This window comes from Butyrivibrio sp., from assembly GCF_017433805.1.
Lineage (GTDB): Bacteria > Bacillota > Clostridia > Lachnospirales > Lachnospiraceae > Butyrivibrio.
Map to the genome: position 1 here is coordinate 154,946 of NZ_JAFRGN010000011.1, position 16,499 is coordinate 171,444.

Below are 16,499 nucleotides of genomic sequence, written 5' to 3' on the forward strand. Positions count from 1 at the left end.
CCATGGAACCATGGAAAGCCTTCTTTATCCTGCGGGTGACAGGACTTGAACCTGCACGGTCGCCCACCAGAACCTAAATCTGGCGCGTCTGCCAATTCCGCCACACCCGCTTAAAATAATAAAATCCCTAACCTCTCATGAAGCTAAGGATTATTACTGAGACACGGGGGATTCGAACCCCCGACAACTTGATTAAAAGTCAAGTGCTCTACCACCTGAGCTAGTATCCCATATTTCATTGTAAAATAGCGACGTAGTAAATCCATCGCTTAGCTGGGCTAGCCGGATTCGAACCGTCGTATGCAGCAGTCAAAGTGCTGTGCCTTACCGCTTGGCGATAGCCCAAGATCGTAAGAGCTTAAGCCACATTTAGCTGGAGCTTCTACAATTATAATTCTATGCTATTTAAATAGCATATTCAAGAAAAAACGCCGATTCTCATCGGCACTAATTTCTGAAGGGTGGCTAGAGGGACTCGAACCCTCGATCTCCAGAACCACAATCTGGCGCGTTAACCAACTACGCTATAGCCACCATATTACGGTTTGATTTCAAAAAAATAAGTGTGCCCGAAGGGATTCGAACCCCCGACCCACGGCTTAGAAGGCCGTTGCTCTATCCAGCTGAGCTACGGACACACGTCAAAACGAGTTATAAAAAACTCGAAGCGGGTGATGGGAATCGAACCCACGTATCCAGCTTGGAAGGCTGGTGTTCTACCATTGAACTACACCCGCAAGTGTTACGTTACGACTTAGTCGGGGTGACAGGATTCGAACCTGCGACCCCCTGCTCCCAAAGCAGGTGCTCTAGCCAAACTGAGCCACACCCCGATTCGTTGTGTTGCCTTTTGCCGTAACGCAAGAAGTATTATATAACGATTTGAAAGGAAATGTCAACACTATTTTTACAAGTTTTTTTTCGTAATTATAAGTACTTTATTTCATGATTTATTTGACCGTCATCATCGATAAAAAGCACTAAATAACTAGGTCTTCGACCTTCTTGTCTCGGATAGGATAAGCTGCCAGGATTAAACAAATATACATCATCTATTTTTTTGGCAACAGGTTTATGACTGTGTCCAAAAATAATAACATCTGCCCCTCTGGCAATTCCTTCGCTTCTGATACTCTCATAATCCATGCTCACATAATAATGATGACCATGAGTTACAAAAAAAGTATGTCCATCAAGTTCAAATTCAAGTTCTCTGTTCAGATCAGAAAAAAAGTCGTTATTACCTGCCACAAAATAAACAGGGCAATTGGCTGCAAGGGCAAATTTGCCCTCAGAGCCCTCAAAATCGCCGCAATGGATAATTCCATTCAATGGTTCTTCTATATCCAGCACATCATAGAAATTCTGATCTCTCCCATGTGTATCGCTTACCACAAGATACTTATGCATACAACCAAACAAAACCTTTCAAATATTTCCAAATCTGATATCATCAGACACCAAGCCAACAATGCTCTATTAAGCAAGCTCAGCGCGAAGCACCTCTTCCATCTCTCTAAGTGCCTTACCCCTGTGGCTGATGGCATTCTTCTCATCTTCTGTAAGCTCAGCGCTTGTCTTACCGTATTCAGGTAAAAAGAAAATAGGATCATAGCCAAAACCATTGCTGCCGGCTATTTCATGAGCTATATGGCCTTCCATCTTGCCAAGGAAGCTAAACTTTCTTCCGTCAGGAAAAACGGCTGAAATAGCACAAACAAACCTTGCTGTTCTCTCTTCTTCTGGAACGCCGTCCAATTTATCGATAATAGCCTGATTCTTGATGTCATAGGATGTATCTTTTCCCATATATCTAGCAGAGTAAATACCTGGTTCTCCGCCAAGATAATCCACTTCAAGTCCTGAATCATCAGCAAGAACGATACTATCATCTTCCGGGTTCATCTTCTTGAGACTCTCAGAAACTGATACAGCCTTGATCATAGAATTCTCAGCAAAAGTAGTGCCTGTCTCATCAATATCATCCTGAACACCAGCTTCTGCCATAGACAGAATATCCATCCCTAAATCGCCCAGAATTCTGTGTATTTCTTTAAGCTTACCCTTATTTCCCGTAGCAAAAACTATTCTCATTTCATCTCCTCAAATGCATCCGTTATTCCCTGATATATTCCAGATGCCATTTTTCCTATATATAATTTATCTTTAAGTCTGTTCTGATCTTCCTCTACGTTCAATTCCCCAACTGATATCTTGGCAGATGGAGCCTTAGAAGCTGCAAGCACTGCATCATCCTCATATTCAGGATATACCCCGATGACATTAGTGCCTGATTTACCAGCGCATCCATTTACAAGCGCGCCAGCAAACTGGGCATTATTCATCTTACGCAAAAAGAATTCATCGTTATAATATGCTCTGATGCCATCCTGACCATCCTGGCTTATATCAGCACCAATTCTGACAACGAGATCCGCCTGGGAATCCTCTATAAGCTGAAGTCTCTTGGCATCATCAACGTCAGTATCAGAAAGCCTCGTATAATAGAATTTGATCGTGTTGTTCTCAGTTTTTTCTACTTCCGTTCTGAGAGCAAGAGCTACATCCAGCGCTATATCTTTTTCCGAATATACATCAAAAGAAGCACCTGCATCGCTTCCACCGCAGGCAGGATCCACTACAACAATCTGATCATACTCTTCGTATGGTTTAAAAAATCTGACTTCTATGGTGCTGGATTCGGTTAAAGAGCTCTCATTGGCATATAGGCCGTCAAGCTTAAAATCAAGGCACACACTTCCCGTATCGTTTTCAGTAATGCAAATTGCTTCATCAATGATATCAAGGTCAGAAATAACAGCATTATCCAGGTAAAAGCCTTCTTCTCTACAGTCAATGTAGATTCGAAGCTCGTGGTCCACATATCTGTCTTCCATAACAATATCATCCGAACTGACGCTCTTGGATAGCGGAATAGTAAGCTTACCTACCTGTCTGCCTGAAGTATTCTTATCCACAAGAAGGTTATAGGACTCACTACTGTATTCTCTATCCAGGTTCTGGCCTGCAGCGTCGGTAATGAGAATATGCTTGGTAGCAGATCTGTGCAGCATTACAGCAATACTTACGACAGTAAAAACAGATGCCCTGATCAACATCTTTTTCATTTCTGCGTTATTCATCTATTCTCATCCATTTCTCTTAGGTGGCTTAGGTCCCATGAACTGGTAAAAATATGTCTTGATCATACCGTTATAGATCTTACGGTTCTTGTCAGCTTTTTTACCGATATATTTCTCAGCCTGTTCAAAGCCTGTTATCAGATACATTGACCAGGCATCAAGCTCCTTGTACCTTGCACCAATTGTCTTATAAAGAGCAGGAAGTTCATTCTGCTCACCAATTCTTTCTCCATAAGGAGGATTTGTAATGATAAAGCCATATTTCTTTCTATGGCTAAGGTCAGCTATATCTCTTGCCTGGAAGTGGATCATATTCTCTACGCCTGCTTTCTTGGCGTTGATACGCGCAATATCCACCATCTCAGGATCAAGGTCATAGCCCTGAATATCCGTCTCAACACTTAAATCAATATCATCTCTGGCCTCATCACGTACATCCTGCCAGTTCTGCGGAGTAATGATGTGAGTCCAGCTCTCAGCTGTGAAATGTCTGTTCATTCCTGGCGCTATATTAGCAGCCATCATAGCCGCTTCAATGGGAATAGTTCCACTACCGCAGAAAGGATCCACAAGAATTCTGTCCGCATGCCATGGAGTCAACATAATAAGAGCAGCAGCAAGGTTCTCTGCAATAGGAGCCTTGGATTCAAGCTTACGATAGCCTCTCTTATGAAGAGAATCACCTGTAGTATCAAGGGCTACAGTAACTTCATCTTTCATAATGAACACTCTGATAGGAAAGCTCTCTGCATCCTCTTTAAACCAATCTGTATGATAGCTCTGCTTCATACGCTCAACGATAGCCTTTTTAACAATAGACTGTATATCTGACGGGCTAAAGAGCTTACTCTTAACACTAGATGCCTTTTTAACCCAGAATTTGCCTCTCTCAGGGATATATTCTTCCCAAGGAAGATTCTTGACTCCCTGGAAGAGCTCTTCAAAGGATTCCGCATGAAAGCTTCCAACCTTTATTAGAATTCTCTCAGCTGTTCGAAGGCAAATATTAGCCCTGCATACAGCATCAGCATCTCCGGCAAAAGTAATCCTTCCGTCAACTGATTCAGTGATATCATATCCCAAATCGATAATTTCTTTTTTCAAAACCGCTTCCAGGCCAAAATGACATGGAGCTATCAATTCCATTTTTTTCATAAAATACTAATATAACCTCTTTATCTAAGCCACAATAACAGCAGATTTATTATATCAATGGTATTGGTGTATTGTAAACTCGTCCGCGAACCGCCGCAATAAATAAGGGCCTGCCAGTTTAGTGGCAAGCCCTCATTCATGGAAATACTTATATGATTATTTTTTTACTTTTACCTTACCGGATGCATTTGCAGAATATGTAACACCATCTACTGTGAATACAACACTCTTATACATAGCGCCATCTTCGCCCATGTAGTATGTTGATCCATACTGGCTGACGAATGTGTTTGTTACCATCGCTCCATCAGCTCCAAAGAAGAATCTGTCATTACCAACTGTAGCAAACTTCTTACTGATAACCTGGCCCTTAGCATTGGAGTAATAGTACTTACCATTAGCTTCGTACTTGCACTCCTTGAGCATAGCACCATCTTCGCCAAGATAATATGTTGATCCATACTGGCTGACAAATGTATTTGTTACCATCTTGCCATCAGTGCCAAAATAGTATCTGTTATCATCTACAGTAGAGAAGTTTCCGCGAAGGATCTGTCCCTTTTCATTAGCACGATACTTATCTCCATTTGCTTCGAAGATTCTATCAGTTACCTTATGGCATTCATCATCAAAGAAATAGATTGAACCATACTTTTCAAGGAAGCCCTTGATAGCCTTACCTTCTCCGTTCATGTAGTAAGTATAGCCATCTACAGTAGTATATGCATTTGTGATCATTACACCATCTTCCTTGAAGAAGTAGTAATTTCCGCCAATCTTCTGGAGGCCTTTAAGCTTTTCGCCTTCCTCTGTAACGAAGTATACTCTGTGATACTTAGTAACAAATTCGCCCTTGATTTCTTCCTCAGGCTCTTCTGTCTCTTCATCTTCCTTGGCTGCATCTGCAGAACCAGAGATTTCTCTCTCATCCTTAACTGCTTCATATGAACCGTCAAGGCCTGCTGCAACTTCTGATGACTCAAGGCCTGCTGCTGCAAGAGCTGCAACACCTGTATCGCTAAGCTTTAAGAAGTTTCCAAGGTCAATAGAACCATCTGCTGCACGAAGAGAAGCTGCTACTGCATAAGGATCAGAAGCATTTGCATAAGGAGCGTCAAGAGATACGAACCAGTTATCTGCAACCTTAACGCCTTCGCTGTTTGCAGAAGCTCCATCGTTCCAGAAGAAGTTCTTCTTACCATAGATGTTGTTCTTGTCCTGTGTTCCCTTAGCCTTAATGTTCTCGTTTGTGCCTGTTCCTGTTGTACGATATGAGATAACACCATCTACATAGTAGTTAGTATTAGCTGTGTCATTTGTATAAAGAGCTACGTTGTTAGCACCATTATTGAATGACATTGAGTTGTAAACCTGGATATCAGGACCAGAGTTAGAATCAATACCCTTAGCCTTGTTACCCCATGCTACAGAATTGATAAGCTTGTGAGGGCCAGCCATGCTGGATCCACCCATCTTAAAGCCGTTACCATTTCCTTCGTTAGTTCCATCTACTCCGTAACCATTTGCAAATGCTACTGAGTTCTGGATTGTAACCTGACCGATAGAACCAGTCTCAACCTTAGCAAAGAGATCCCATCCATCATCTGCATTGTTGTATGCGATACATCCATCAAATACAACGCCATCGCCAACTGTAAGCTTAGCAGCAAATCCGTCTGCATCCTCATAACCAGCATCAGCGTTGCTGTATGATGTACAGTTGAGGATCAGATCATAGCTTGGCCACTCACTTCTAGCATCAGAGCCAAGGTATCTGCTAACCTGAAGACCTGTGTTACCGTTCTCGTATGTACGAACATCTTCTATTGTGATATGACTTCCTGATACCTGAATACCCTTGAGTGAGTTTCCAGAATGTGTACAGTCAATACCATTTACATACCAGTAGTTACCAGCAAAGATGAATCCAGCGCACTTCTTATTGAAATCAAAGATTGCTCTGCCACCATCTGTTACAAGCTTGATTGGCTTAGAAGGTGTTCCGTCGATGCCTCTTTCGATAGTTACTGTCTTATTCAAGCTGTATGTACCAGCCTTAACAACGATTGTCTGGCCTGGCTGAACATACTTAACAGCTGTGTAGATATCTACAGGGTCATTTTCTGTTCCTGCAGCATCAAACTTACCGTCTACACTTACATAAATCTTCTCATCATCGCTGATTGTGTCATATCTTACTGTATGAACAAATTCAGCTGCATCATAAGATGAAAGTCTCTGATACTGGTCTCCGTCTGGGCAGAAGTCCTCATTTGGCTTGAAGCTTACATTAAATGTGTTATCACCCTTAGCAAGCTTAACAACCGCGCTTACAACCTCATTAGCGGCTACTGACTGATTATCAACTACTGCCTTACCCTTAGCATCTGTAATTGTAAGAACACCATCAGCGTTACCTGCATACTGAAGAGTATACTTGGCAGTATTTGAATATGTTGCTGAAATTACCTTATAGCTTGGAGCTACGTATGTTACAGGTCTCTCCTCTGCAGGAGCATCCTCAGAAGGATCGATCACTGTAAGTTCGATATTACTAAATGTTGCCTTAAATGTTCTTGATGCAAAGAATCCAACATATACATTGCCTGAATCAAGCTTGTTAAGAGCCTCTGTATCATAGAACTTCTTAACTGAAAGAACATTGTCATTCTCATCAAGATAGCTTACAAAGTATCCTGTATTGTTCTTCTGGATACGAAGTCTTATCTGAGTAAGAGGATTAGCTACTGTACCAACAACTGTTCCTGAACTCTCCTTACCAAACAGATTATATGTGCCTGTTCCGTTAGGGCCACAGCTTGTCTCAAGAGAATACATGTGAGTTGAGAACTCGCCTGTAACAGTTGCTGTATCATTAGCCTCGAGACGAGCAAGGTTCTCTGGTGTAACACCAACCTTCTCCTGAGCACCAAGGCCAAGCTTCATTGTGATCTTGTTAGGTGTCTCGTCAAGAGTAGCAATCTGCTTATCAGCATCGTAGTAGTACTCAACCTTAGTGCCTGATGCCATGTAAGAGTTGTTCCAGAATACAGCGCTGTTTCCGTTTACACCAACTCTGTCGGCAGCCATAAGGCCAAAGCCTTCCTGACCGTTTGTAAATGCCCATGTATCAATTGTTGCTGTTGCTGTAAGAGTAAAGTTCTTATCAGCAGGTATTGCTGTGTAATAGAATGAAAGTCCATCTGTAGAAGCAGGAACGATCTTACCCTTGTTACCTGTATTCCATACAGTTACAGAACCATCATCATTAGCCTTGTAGCCAGTATTTGAACCCTTAGCTACGCCCTGACCAAATGCTGAGAATACCCACTCACGCTCGCCTTCATCTGTAACTTCAATCTCCATAGTGCTCTTTTTGGAAGAATCCTCACCACGTGTTGCCACAAGTGAAAGCTCGTATTTATGTCCAACATTAAGTCCAACAAATGTGTATGAATACTCTGTCTCTGAGTTATCAACTGCTTCTGTCTCAATAGTAGTCTTAGCCATGGATGAAGCATCTGTCTTATCAGTAGCTACAAGCACATAAGCAGTTGCTTCTGGTACTGAATAGAACTTAACTGTTACAGTTCCTTCTCCCTTATTTGTAGCATTCTTAAATCCAGGTGCTTCAAGTGGAAGAACAAATGAAAATGCACTTGATGCATCGCTTGTCTTAACCGCTTCCTCGTCATCACGACTAAGTTCAGCAACAAAGTGGTAATCACCACTCTTTGTAGGAGCAAATGAGAATGTAAACTCATCTTTTTCAGCAAGTGACTTAGCTGAAGATATTTCCTTGTCATCAGCATCGAGCATCTTAACTACAAGAGAATCTCCACCATTAAGTCCGATAACCGCATCTACAGTCACATCAATCTTACCTGCATCAGAAGAATTAAGTGCTACGTTCTTGATAACTGGAGCCTTAACCTCTGCCCAATCAGCTCTCTTAACTTCTACAGGAGCGCCATCTGTAACTTCTACCTTGAAGATGTAGTTGTTACCTGTAGCACCGCCAAGATAATATGTTCCAGCTGCGCCGGCCTTAAGAGTTGATATATATGTTGCATTCTTAACTGCAGCTTCTTCTGAAACTGCAACCTGACTTCCCTTAGAATCAAGAATTGCCATCTGGCGACCTGTGTCTCCACATGCCCACCATACCTTAACTGTTGCTTCATCAGCAGATGTAGTGAACTTAACTGCGTTCTTTTCTGTTGATGCTGCTCCACCAAAGTTGATTCTCTGGCTTGATGTGTATCCATCGTCCCATGTCATAGTAGAAGAATCTACCTTAGACTTAGCACTGTATACAATTGTAAAGTACTCATCTGTACCAGCCTTCTCTGTCTCTCCGTCTGCCTTAGCTCCTGCAGCAAATGCTGTAAGATCTGCAGATTCAAGAGTAGAAACAACTGGCTCAGCTACTTCATCCTCAGTTACAACAACCTTGAAGATATAGTTATTGTTAACAGCATTTCCAAGATAATAAGTGCCAGCTGCATCAAGCTTAAGTGTTGAAAGATAAGGTGTATTCTTGGTTGAAGCCTCTTCTGTTGTAACTACTGCCTCTCCAGCTCCGTTGAGGATTGTAATCTGACGGCCTGCATCTCCACATGCCCACCATACCTTAACTGTTGATGAATTGGATGTTGTAAACTTAATTGAATTCTTCTCAGTTGATGCTACACCACCAAAGTTTACTCTCTGGCTTGATGTGTATTCATCTTCCCATGTCTTGGTAGAGCTATCTACCTTAGTCTTAGCACTGTAAATAAGTGTGAAGTAGTCTTCTGTTCCAACCTTCTGTGTATCACCATCAGCCTTAGCCCCTGCAGCAAATGCTTCAAGGTCTGAAGACTCGAATGTAAATTCTGTTGTCTGGCTAGATGTCTCGCCTGACTCTGGTGTTGGTGCTACTGGCTGATCCTGACTTGTTCCATTAGGGAATACAATTGTCATATCCTTGCCATTAGCTGTAAATGGATCAAAATCTCCAAGGAAAGCGCCTACAGAAATAGCTGTTCCATCTGAAAGAACTGCTGTCTCTGGCTGCTGTGCCCATGTAGCACGATTCTTGCTGTTGTTTTCTCCAGAAACTTCGAATGTACCATACTCAACGCATCTTGCTGACTGTCCACCAAGACTTGTGTTCCAGCCTGCTGGCTGAATGAGTGATGTATTAACAGTTGCGTCATATGCTCCGTTAGCCCAATGTGTTGCCTCAATTACTGTGTTATAGAAAGCAACCTCTGCAGTATTAGCCTGCCATGGTCTTCCCAACAATCCTGGCTTAGAAACATATTTAGAAGCTGTATCAACACCTGGTGTTGTGCTCTTAACTGTACAGTTGTACATAAGATATCCACGTGCTGAAGTTGTCTTCTGCTGTGCAGCTGTGATGTACCCTACATCATTCTTGTCTTCGCTTGTATTAAATACAAGATCACACTTAGCAAATACTGCTGCCATTCCGCCGAAGATATAGTCTGTTCCACCATATACTGCGCAGTTATAGAATGCAGCCTTGATTCCCTCGTGTCCGTAAAGTGTATCCTGACGTCCAATGAAACGGCAGTTCTCGAAATATGACTCCTTAGCTGATCCTGTAAGTGCAAGAGCAGCAGCTCTTTCTACATACTTCTTATCCTGAACTGTTGTATCACCAACGGTCATAGTGTTTCTGGCTACGCTGCCTTCCTTGACAACTGACTGAGGAACGATAACATCTTCTGTAGCCTTCTGTGACATATACTGGTTAAAAGAGTTCTCGAAAATAATATCCTTAGCTTCAAATCCTGTTGCGCTAACTACTACTGTAGCATTCCAGAAAGTACCTGTTCCTGAACCAGGATTGATAACTGATGGATATCCATTAGTCTTATTTGTTGCAAGTACATCTGCATCGTACTTGTAATCGCTACCCATACTGTAGTATGTATAGCCGTGGCCATAGTACCATGTTACACGAACTGCATTGTCATCAATATCAACGCCGCTGTTCTTAAGTGTATTTGTAGGTGTGCTGCTTGCGTTAGCAAGTGTTACATCAGCAACATCAACAACGAGCATTTCTTCATAGTTGCCTGGCTCGATGTTAATTGTTACTCTCTGGCCCTCTGCTCTGTCCATAAGACGAACTGCCTCAAGAGCCTCACCTATTGTTGCAAAATCTGCCTTATCAGATGAACCTACAAGAAGCTCTGACTTGTATTCTGTCTGATAAACAAGTGCTATCTTTGTAAGATATGATGTGCCAAGAACAGTTATATCAACCATTCCAGCGCCACCCTTATAGTTATAAGTAAATGTATCATTTACAGAAGTTGAACCAGTCTTAACATTTACTGATGGCTCATTCTCATCCTCAAAATAGTAAGAATACTGATAATTACCAGTTACCTGAATCTGGCATGCGCCCTTAACTGGAACAGAAATAATTCCTGCACCGCTATAAAGGTATGTACCCTGGTGTGATCTACCATTTGTCCATGAAAGGCCATTGTATGTGCCTTCTACTACGTTTGAAAACTTAACTGCAAATGCTGGATCGCTGAAATCCCACTCTGTAATATCAGATGAGAAGCTGATCTCTTTTGTTACATCAGCGCCATTAACAACAAGATCAGTTGTGCGCTTCTGAACAAATGCGCCTGAATTTGTAACCTCTACAACGTACTGGCCATCTCTGAGCACGATATTGTCAGCACCAGTAAACTCGTATACATATCCATCTGCTACAAAGCCGTTTTCTACATCAAGTCTTGTGAACTTGAACACAGCCTCTGCGAGATCTGAAAGTGTAGCTCCATTTGGTGCAATTGTTACCTTATATACAGGCTTAGCCTCAAACTCGATAGCTACATCAGCATCATCATTAGCAACTGTAAGTTCTGTAGTAAGAAGAATGTAATCTTCTACAGCTGCATAACTGTCAGTAGCAGTATCTTCCTTATCTACTACAGAAACATCATATGTAACATCCTTCTGAAGTTTAACATCATACTCAATGCCATCCTCTGTAGGATAAAGAGAAATCTTAGGAACATAAACAGAGTTCTCATCCTGTGGAGCAAAAGTAAAGTCAGCAGCATCGACGAAAGCTTTTACATGCTCATCAGCAATTCCTGTTACCTTACCAGAAACCTCAACAAGAGTAACTCCTGATACTGTCATGTCCATCTCTGTATCATCAGAGATATTAACCTTCTTGTCAGAAGTAATTACGTACTCATCAGTTCCCTCAAGAGTGATAGTATAATCAAAGCCTTCTGCAAGCTGAGCTGTATACTTGCCATCAGCTACAGTAGCCTTAACTACGTTACCATTCTGAACATTAGTAAATACAAGGTCAAAAGAGCCTGTTCCTGTAAAGCCCTCTACCGAACCTGTAAGGTATCCATATTTGGCATGCTCACGAAAAACTCTTGCTACAACAAGCTTCTCAGTAGCAGAGAAGAATTTATACTTAGCTGTCTGTGATGGATAGAAAACCATCTTGGATACATTGCTACCTTCTGTGAAAAGAACTACAGAATCATCTGTAGCATCGCTTGTGTTCTGGAAGTGAACCTGTGAATCTGCTCCGTTACTTCCTATATAAGCAGTAATTGTATCATCTGCCTGACACTCAAGAGCTACATAAACTGCGTCTGTGCTGCCCTTATTAGAATAAATGAATCCGTTGTATACGTTTCCATCGGAATCCTTCTTGCTCTTCTCGTCATAACGAGTAAGAGCTGTATTCATAGTTCTAAGTCTATGTGTAGCAGGAAATCCACCATCCTCAAATACAAAATCCCCATTATCTACTGAGAATGATGCGATGTTCACGCCTGTAGAACCTGCTGCAACAGAGTAGAAACCATTGATAGTTTCTTCATCAAGTCTGTTGTTGTAAGCATCCCCAAGGTTCTCGGCGCCGAAATCCCAAACGTCTGTCTTGGATTCATCAAAATTTCTGTCGGATGTTTCTTCCTCTACAGGCAATGTAACAGTATCGCCCAAAGAAGCTTCATCTGACACTTCTTCTTTATCCTGACTAACATCTACTGTGCTTTCCTCTGATGCAACATCAGAAGTATCTGCTGTAGACGCTTCGTCAACAACTTCTGACCCCCGTGAATCTTCTGCAGTTGCATTATCTACTGAAGCAGCGCTTGAAGCTTCTGAAGCCTCAACGGTACTGCTCTCAGAAGATGCCTCTGCACTGGCCTCGGTAGCAGTCACAACAGGATCACCATTTTCTGCATATACTACGCCTCCTGGCAGAGCTGCAGAAAAAGATGAAAATCCCATAGCAACAGACATAACCAAAGCGCTTGCCTTGTGCCATTTCATCTTTCTGATCATACTTATCCTCCCAAACAACACATGTAAGTTTATACATTTTTAAGAATGTAAACGCTTACATTACCTATTGAAATGTGCCTTTATCTTAGCATAATCAGTTTGACGAAAACAATATAAAAACGTAAGAATATTTCATTAATTTAGCTCAAAACTAAACAAAATTTCATGGGGTAATTTTGTGCACTTTGCATCAATTATCATTATTTCGATTAATATATTAGGAAGTAAAAATTCGCCCCAAATTTATGTATGCGGTTTCATGGATAAATCAAATAATACAAAATGGAATAATTGCTCCAGAATCAGAAAAGAAAAAGTACAAAGAATAAAAAAAATAGCATCCAGATAAAATCTGAATGCTATCTAAGTGTGCGTGACAGGATTCGAACCCACGACCTTCTGGTCCGTAGCCAGACGCTCTATCCAGCTGAGCTACACGCACAAGTCGCTTTCGCAACAAAATATATTATATGCACGAGAGCCACTCTTGTCAATAAATATTTTTTATTATTTTGCTCCTGCCGAATAACCTTTTTCAGCTTCTTCAGCAGCCTTGGTCTGCGCAACCAGTTTCTCCATATCTGGTCTTGCAAATTCAAAACAGGCAAGGATCTTGGGTGAGAATACACCGCACTCACCATTCTTGATCATCTCATAAGCTTTATCCACAGGATATGCAGATTTATATACTCTGTCACATACTAGGGCATCATATACATCTGCCAGTGCTGTGAGCTGTGCGGCAATGGAGTTCTCCTCGCCTTTTAATCCGTCAGGATAACCACCGCCATCATATCTCTCATGATGATGTCTGCAGATATCAAGACATACATCATAATACTCTTTATCCTGTACATCCTTGATCATCTCAATAACTTCACTGCCTCTGGTAGTATGAGATTTCATAACCTCAAACTCTTCATTAGTCAGTCTGCCTGGCTTGAGAAGAACAGAGTCAGGCACAGATATCTTTCCTATATCATGCATAGCCGAAGCCTGGGTAATGACATCTATAAGATGCGGATTCAGCCCAAGCTCAGGATAGTTATTCATGGCTGTAAGCGCCAGGATTCTCACGAAGCCTTTTATTCTCTTAAGGTGATAGCTTGACTCCATACTTCTGAACTCAACTATCGTTGCTATGGTATCGATTACCCTTTCATTACTATTCTTAAGGCGTTCTTCCTGTTTTTTGAGATACAGGAACTGCTTCTTAAGTACTCTGGTCTGATCATCAACCTGAATCTCCAGATTATTCTTGGAATCAAAAAGTTCTACAGTTCTGGAAACTCTTTTATCAACAATAACTGGGTCAAAAGGCTTGTGTATTACGTCCGCTGCGCCCTTCTGATAACTGGTACGCTCTGCTTCAGTCGAAGTATCAGCCGTGATCATGAGGACAGGGATGGAATCGTTGAGGTTATCTTTCCTTTGCATAGCCTCAAGAACAGCGTATCCATCCATTTCAGGCATGACAATGTCAAGAAGAATCGCAGCAAGCTCATCTTCATGGGCTTCTATCATACTTATAGCTTCCTTACCATCGCCAGCTTCAAGTATCTCGTACTTGTCCTTGAAGATCTCACCAAGAATTCCTCTGTTGATTTCATTATCATCAACTACTAGAATTGATCGATCTGCCATCTGTTCCTCCTGTAATCAGTACAGCACAGAATTTATCTTTCTACTATAGCTGCGCATCCCATTCCACCGCCTACACACAGCGTTGCAAGTCCTTTATGTACATCTCTTCTCTGCATTTCATATAAAAGAGATACCAGGATTCTATTTCCAGAGCATCCTACCGGATGTCCAAGTGCAATAGCACCACCGTTTACGTTAAGTACATCATTGCTAAAGCCAAGGTCATGCTGAACAGCCACTGACTGAGCTGCAAAAGCTTCGTTTGCCTCGATGAGATCGAAATCACCAATTGAGTATCCAGCCTTCTTCATTACCTTCTGAGTTGCAGCAACAGGTCCGATTCCCATGATGCTAGGCTCTACGCCAGCAAGCTCACCTGCGATCCATGTTCCAAGAGGCTTAACGCCGAGCTCTTTTGCCTTCTCTTCACTCATTACAATGATTGCTGATGCAGCGTCATTGATACCTGAAGAGTTAGCAGCTGTAACAACACCGCCGTCCTTCTTAAACGCTGGCTTAAGTCCTGATATACCCTCAACAGTAACGCCCTTTCTTGGGCCTTCATCTGTATCAAAAATGATTGTCTCTTTCTTTTTCTTTATCTCAACAGGAACGATTTCTTCCTTGAACTTGCCCTCAGCAATAGCCTTTTCAGCCTTATTCTGTGACCATGCAGCAAACTCATCGAGCTGCTGTCTTGTAAGGTGCCACTGCTCTGCAATATTCTCAGCTGTGATACCCATGTGATATCCACCAAATGCATCTGTAAGAGCATCCTTGATCATGGCATCCTGAAGCTCTCCAGAACCCATTCTATAACCGTAACGGCCCTGCTGCATAAGATAAGGAGCCATTGACATGTTCTCCATACCACCAGCAACAATAATATCTGCATCTCCCATACCAATAAGCTTGGCTGCGAGGTTAACGCAGTGAAGGCCTGATCCACAGAGTACATTTATAGTAGTTGCAGGAACTTCCACAGGAATTCCCGCATTGATAGCTGACTGTCTTGCTGGGTTCTGTCCCAATCCTGCCTGAATAACGCAGCCCATATAAACTTCATCAACCTGCTCAGGCTTAACACCAGCTCTTTTCAGAGCTTCCTTAATAACAATTGCACCAAGTGCTGGTGCTGGAGTTGTGGAAAGTGTTCCACCCATTGTTCCAATCGCTGTTCTACATGCTCCCGCCAAAACTACTTTTCTTGCCATAACGCCCTCCATCTATATCTTTTTTACTAACAAACCATCATTCCCATATCCGCAAAAATCCCCACGGATACTCATATATTATTTTATCACTATATTGATTTATACTCAACGAAACATTGTATAAATACTTTTCCTCCCCTCCGCAGAAATAAATCTCACCCCCGCCTTCCGCATCTGGGGCCGCCAAGGGTGCCTCACGTTTTATTTTTGGAGGCGAAGCGGAAGCTCGAGGCCGTGCCGGGTTAAAAGAGCTTCGTTGGAGAGGATGTCGGTGCTGGGGCCATCAGCTATGATGTGTCCATCGTCGAGAAGAACTGTTCTCTCGCAGGTGTCCATGATGAAATCAAGGTCGTGAGAGGTGATGAGTTTGAGAGACTTGATTTCATTAAGGATCTTGATGAGGTTCTTTCTGTTGCGTGGGTCCAGGGCGATTGATGGCTCATCCATTATGATGATGTCTGGTTCCATTGCCAGGATTGTGGCGATGGATGCAAGCTTCTTTTCGCCGCCAGAGAGCTTGTAGGTATGTTTCTTGCGAAGCTCTGTGATGTGAACCTTCTCAAGCGCTTCTGCTACTCTTTTCTCAACTTCTTCGTCTGAAAGCCCGTAGTTCTGTGGTCCAAAAGCCACGTCGTCCTCTATAGTTGATAAGAACAGCTGGCTGTCAGAATCCTGGAATACATAGCCAATATGCTCTCTCACATGATTTAAGTTCTTTTTATTCACAGAATGGCCTGCCACCTCGAGTGTTCCCTTGTAATTGAGGTTAAGCCCCACAAGGAGCTTCATAAGCGTGGACTTCCCAATCCCGTTGGCGCCTATTATTCCTATGCTCTCGCCATCATGTGCCACAAAATTTATATCATTAAGAACCTGCTCATCCTTCTCATAAGCAAAGCTCAAATGTTCAATTTTCAGTAGTTCTCCACTAACACCTGTATGCATATCATCCTCTTTTATTTATCAAAAACTCATTACAACAATCTGT

At 42.2% G+C, this 16,499-nt stretch carries 8 protein-coding genes and 8 tRNA genes; all 16 read right to left on the reverse strand.

Going from position 1 to position 16,499, the window contains the following annotated elements:
* Positions 1 to 30 precede the first annotated feature (30 nt).
* The 16 genes from IJI01_RS03110 to IJI01_RS03185 all read right to left on the reverse strand — a co-directional run bounded on the left by IJI01_RS03110 (position 31) and on the right by IJI01_RS03185 (position 16,456).
* Positions 31 to 110 (reverse strand) — tRNA-Leu (locus tag IJI01_RS03110).
* Between the two features lie 47 nt (positions 111 to 157).
* Positions 158 to 230: transfer RNA gene (locus IJI01_RS03115), tRNA-Lys, on the reverse strand.
* Positions 231 to 273: 43 nt separating this feature from the next.
* Positions 274 to 345 (reverse strand) — tRNA-Gln (locus IJI01_RS03120).
* Positions 346 to 460: 115 nt separating this feature from the next.
* A tRNA-His gene (locus IJI01_RS03125) sits at positions 461 to 534 on the reverse strand.
* Positions 535 to 564: 30 nt separating this feature from the next.
* A tRNA-Arg gene (locus IJI01_RS03130) sits at positions 565 to 638 on the reverse strand.
* A gap of 28 nt (positions 639 to 666) precedes the next feature.
* Positions 667 to 737: transfer RNA gene (locus IJI01_RS03135), tRNA-Gly, on the reverse strand.
* Between the two features lie 21 nt (positions 738 to 758).
* Positions 759 to 833: transfer RNA gene (locus IJI01_RS03140), tRNA-Pro, on the reverse strand.
* 94 nt (positions 834 to 927) lie between these two features.
* Complete coding sequence (locus IJI01_RS03145; protein WP_292185711.1) at positions 928 to 1,410, reverse strand: metallophosphoesterase; 483 nt, start codon at positions 1,408 to 1,410, stop codon at positions 928 to 930.
* A 69-nt stretch (positions 1,411 to 1,479) separates the two neighbouring features.
* Positions 1,480 to 2,094 (reverse strand): RdgB/HAM1 family non-canonical purine NTP pyrophosphatase, encoded by a 615-nt coding sequence (gene rdgB, locus IJI01_RS03150; RefSeq protein WP_292185714.1) that lies wholly within the window; start codon positions 2,092 to 2,094, stop codon positions 1,480 to 1,482.
* Positions 2,091 to 3,143, reverse strand: a complete 1,053-nt coding sequence (locus IJI01_RS03155) for an N-acetylmuramoyl-L-alanine amidase (protein ID WP_292185717.1) — start codon at positions 3,141 to 3,143, stop codon at positions 2,091 to 2,093. Before IJI01_RS03155 ends, rdgB begins: the two co-directional genes overlap by 4 nt.
* Positions 3,144 to 3,149: 6 nt before the next feature.
* The gene (locus IJI01_RS03160; RefSeq protein ID WP_292185720.1) at positions 3,150 to 4,298 is read right to left on the reverse strand and encodes a THUMP domain-containing class I SAM-dependent RNA methyltransferase; all 1,149 of its coding nucleotides are present in this window, start codon (positions 4,296 to 4,298) and stop codon (positions 3,150 to 3,152) included.
* A 156-nt stretch (positions 4,299 to 4,454) separates the two neighbouring features.
* The gene (locus IJI01_RS03165; RefSeq protein ID WP_292185723.1) at positions 4,455 to 12,653 is read right to left on the reverse strand and encodes a pectinesterase family protein; all 8,199 of its coding nucleotides are present in this window, start codon (positions 12,651 to 12,653) and stop codon (positions 4,455 to 4,457) included.
* A 368-nt stretch (positions 12,654 to 13,021) separates the two neighbouring features.
* Positions 13,022 to 13,095, reverse strand: a tRNA-Arg gene (locus IJI01_RS03170).
* A gap of 65 nt (positions 13,096 to 13,160) precedes the next feature.
* Positions 13,161 to 14,297 (reverse strand): HD domain-containing phosphohydrolase, encoded by a 1,137-nt coding sequence (locus IJI01_RS03175; RefSeq protein ID WP_292185726.1) that lies wholly within the window; start codon positions 14,295 to 14,297, stop codon positions 13,161 to 13,163.
* A gap of 32 nt (positions 14,298 to 14,329) precedes the next feature.
* The gene (locus IJI01_RS03180; RefSeq protein ID WP_292185729.1) at positions 14,330 to 15,511 is read right to left on the reverse strand and encodes an acetyl-CoA C-acetyltransferase; all 1,182 of its coding nucleotides are present in this window, start codon (positions 15,509 to 15,511) and stop codon (positions 14,330 to 14,332) included.
* Between the two features lie 201 nt (positions 15,512 to 15,712).
* A complete protein-coding gene (locus IJI01_RS03185) occupies positions 15,713 to 16,456 on the reverse strand; it encodes an energy-coupling factor ABC transporter ATP-binding protein (RefSeq protein ID WP_292185731.1) in 744 nt (247 codons plus the stop codon).
* Positions 16,457 to 16,499 lie beyond the last annotated feature (43 nt).

Coding starts and splice junctions, on each gene's coding strand:
- rdgB (WP_292185714.1), bottom strand. CDS start 2,094: ATGAGAATAGTTTTTGCTACGGGAAATAAGGGTAAGCTTAAAGAAATA.
- IJI01_RS03185 (WP_292185731.1), bottom strand. CDS start 16,456: ATGCATACAGGTGTTAGTGGAGAACTACTGAAAATTGAACATTTGAGC.
- IJI01_RS03175 (WP_292185726.1), bottom strand. CDS start 14,297: ATGGCAGATCGATCAATTCTAGTAGTTGATGATAATGAAATCAACAGA.
- IJI01_RS03155 (WP_292185717.1), bottom strand. CDS start 3,143: ATGAATAACGCAGAAATGAAAAAGATGTTGATCAGGGCATCTGTTTTT.
- IJI01_RS03145 (WP_292185711.1), bottom strand. CDS start 1,410: ATGCATAAGTATCTTGTGGTAAGCGATACACATGGGAGAGATCAGAAT.
- IJI01_RS03180 (WP_292185729.1), bottom strand. CDS start 15,511: ATGGCAAGAAAAGTAGTTTTGGCGGGAGCATGTAGAACAGCGATTGGA.
- IJI01_RS03165 (WP_292185723.1), bottom strand. CDS start 12,653: ATGATCAGAAAGATGAAATGGCACAAGGCAAGCGCTTTGGTTATGTCT.
- IJI01_RS03160 (WP_292185720.1), bottom strand. CDS start 4,298: ATGAAAAAAATGGAATTGATAGCTCCATGTCATTTTGGCCTGGAAGCG.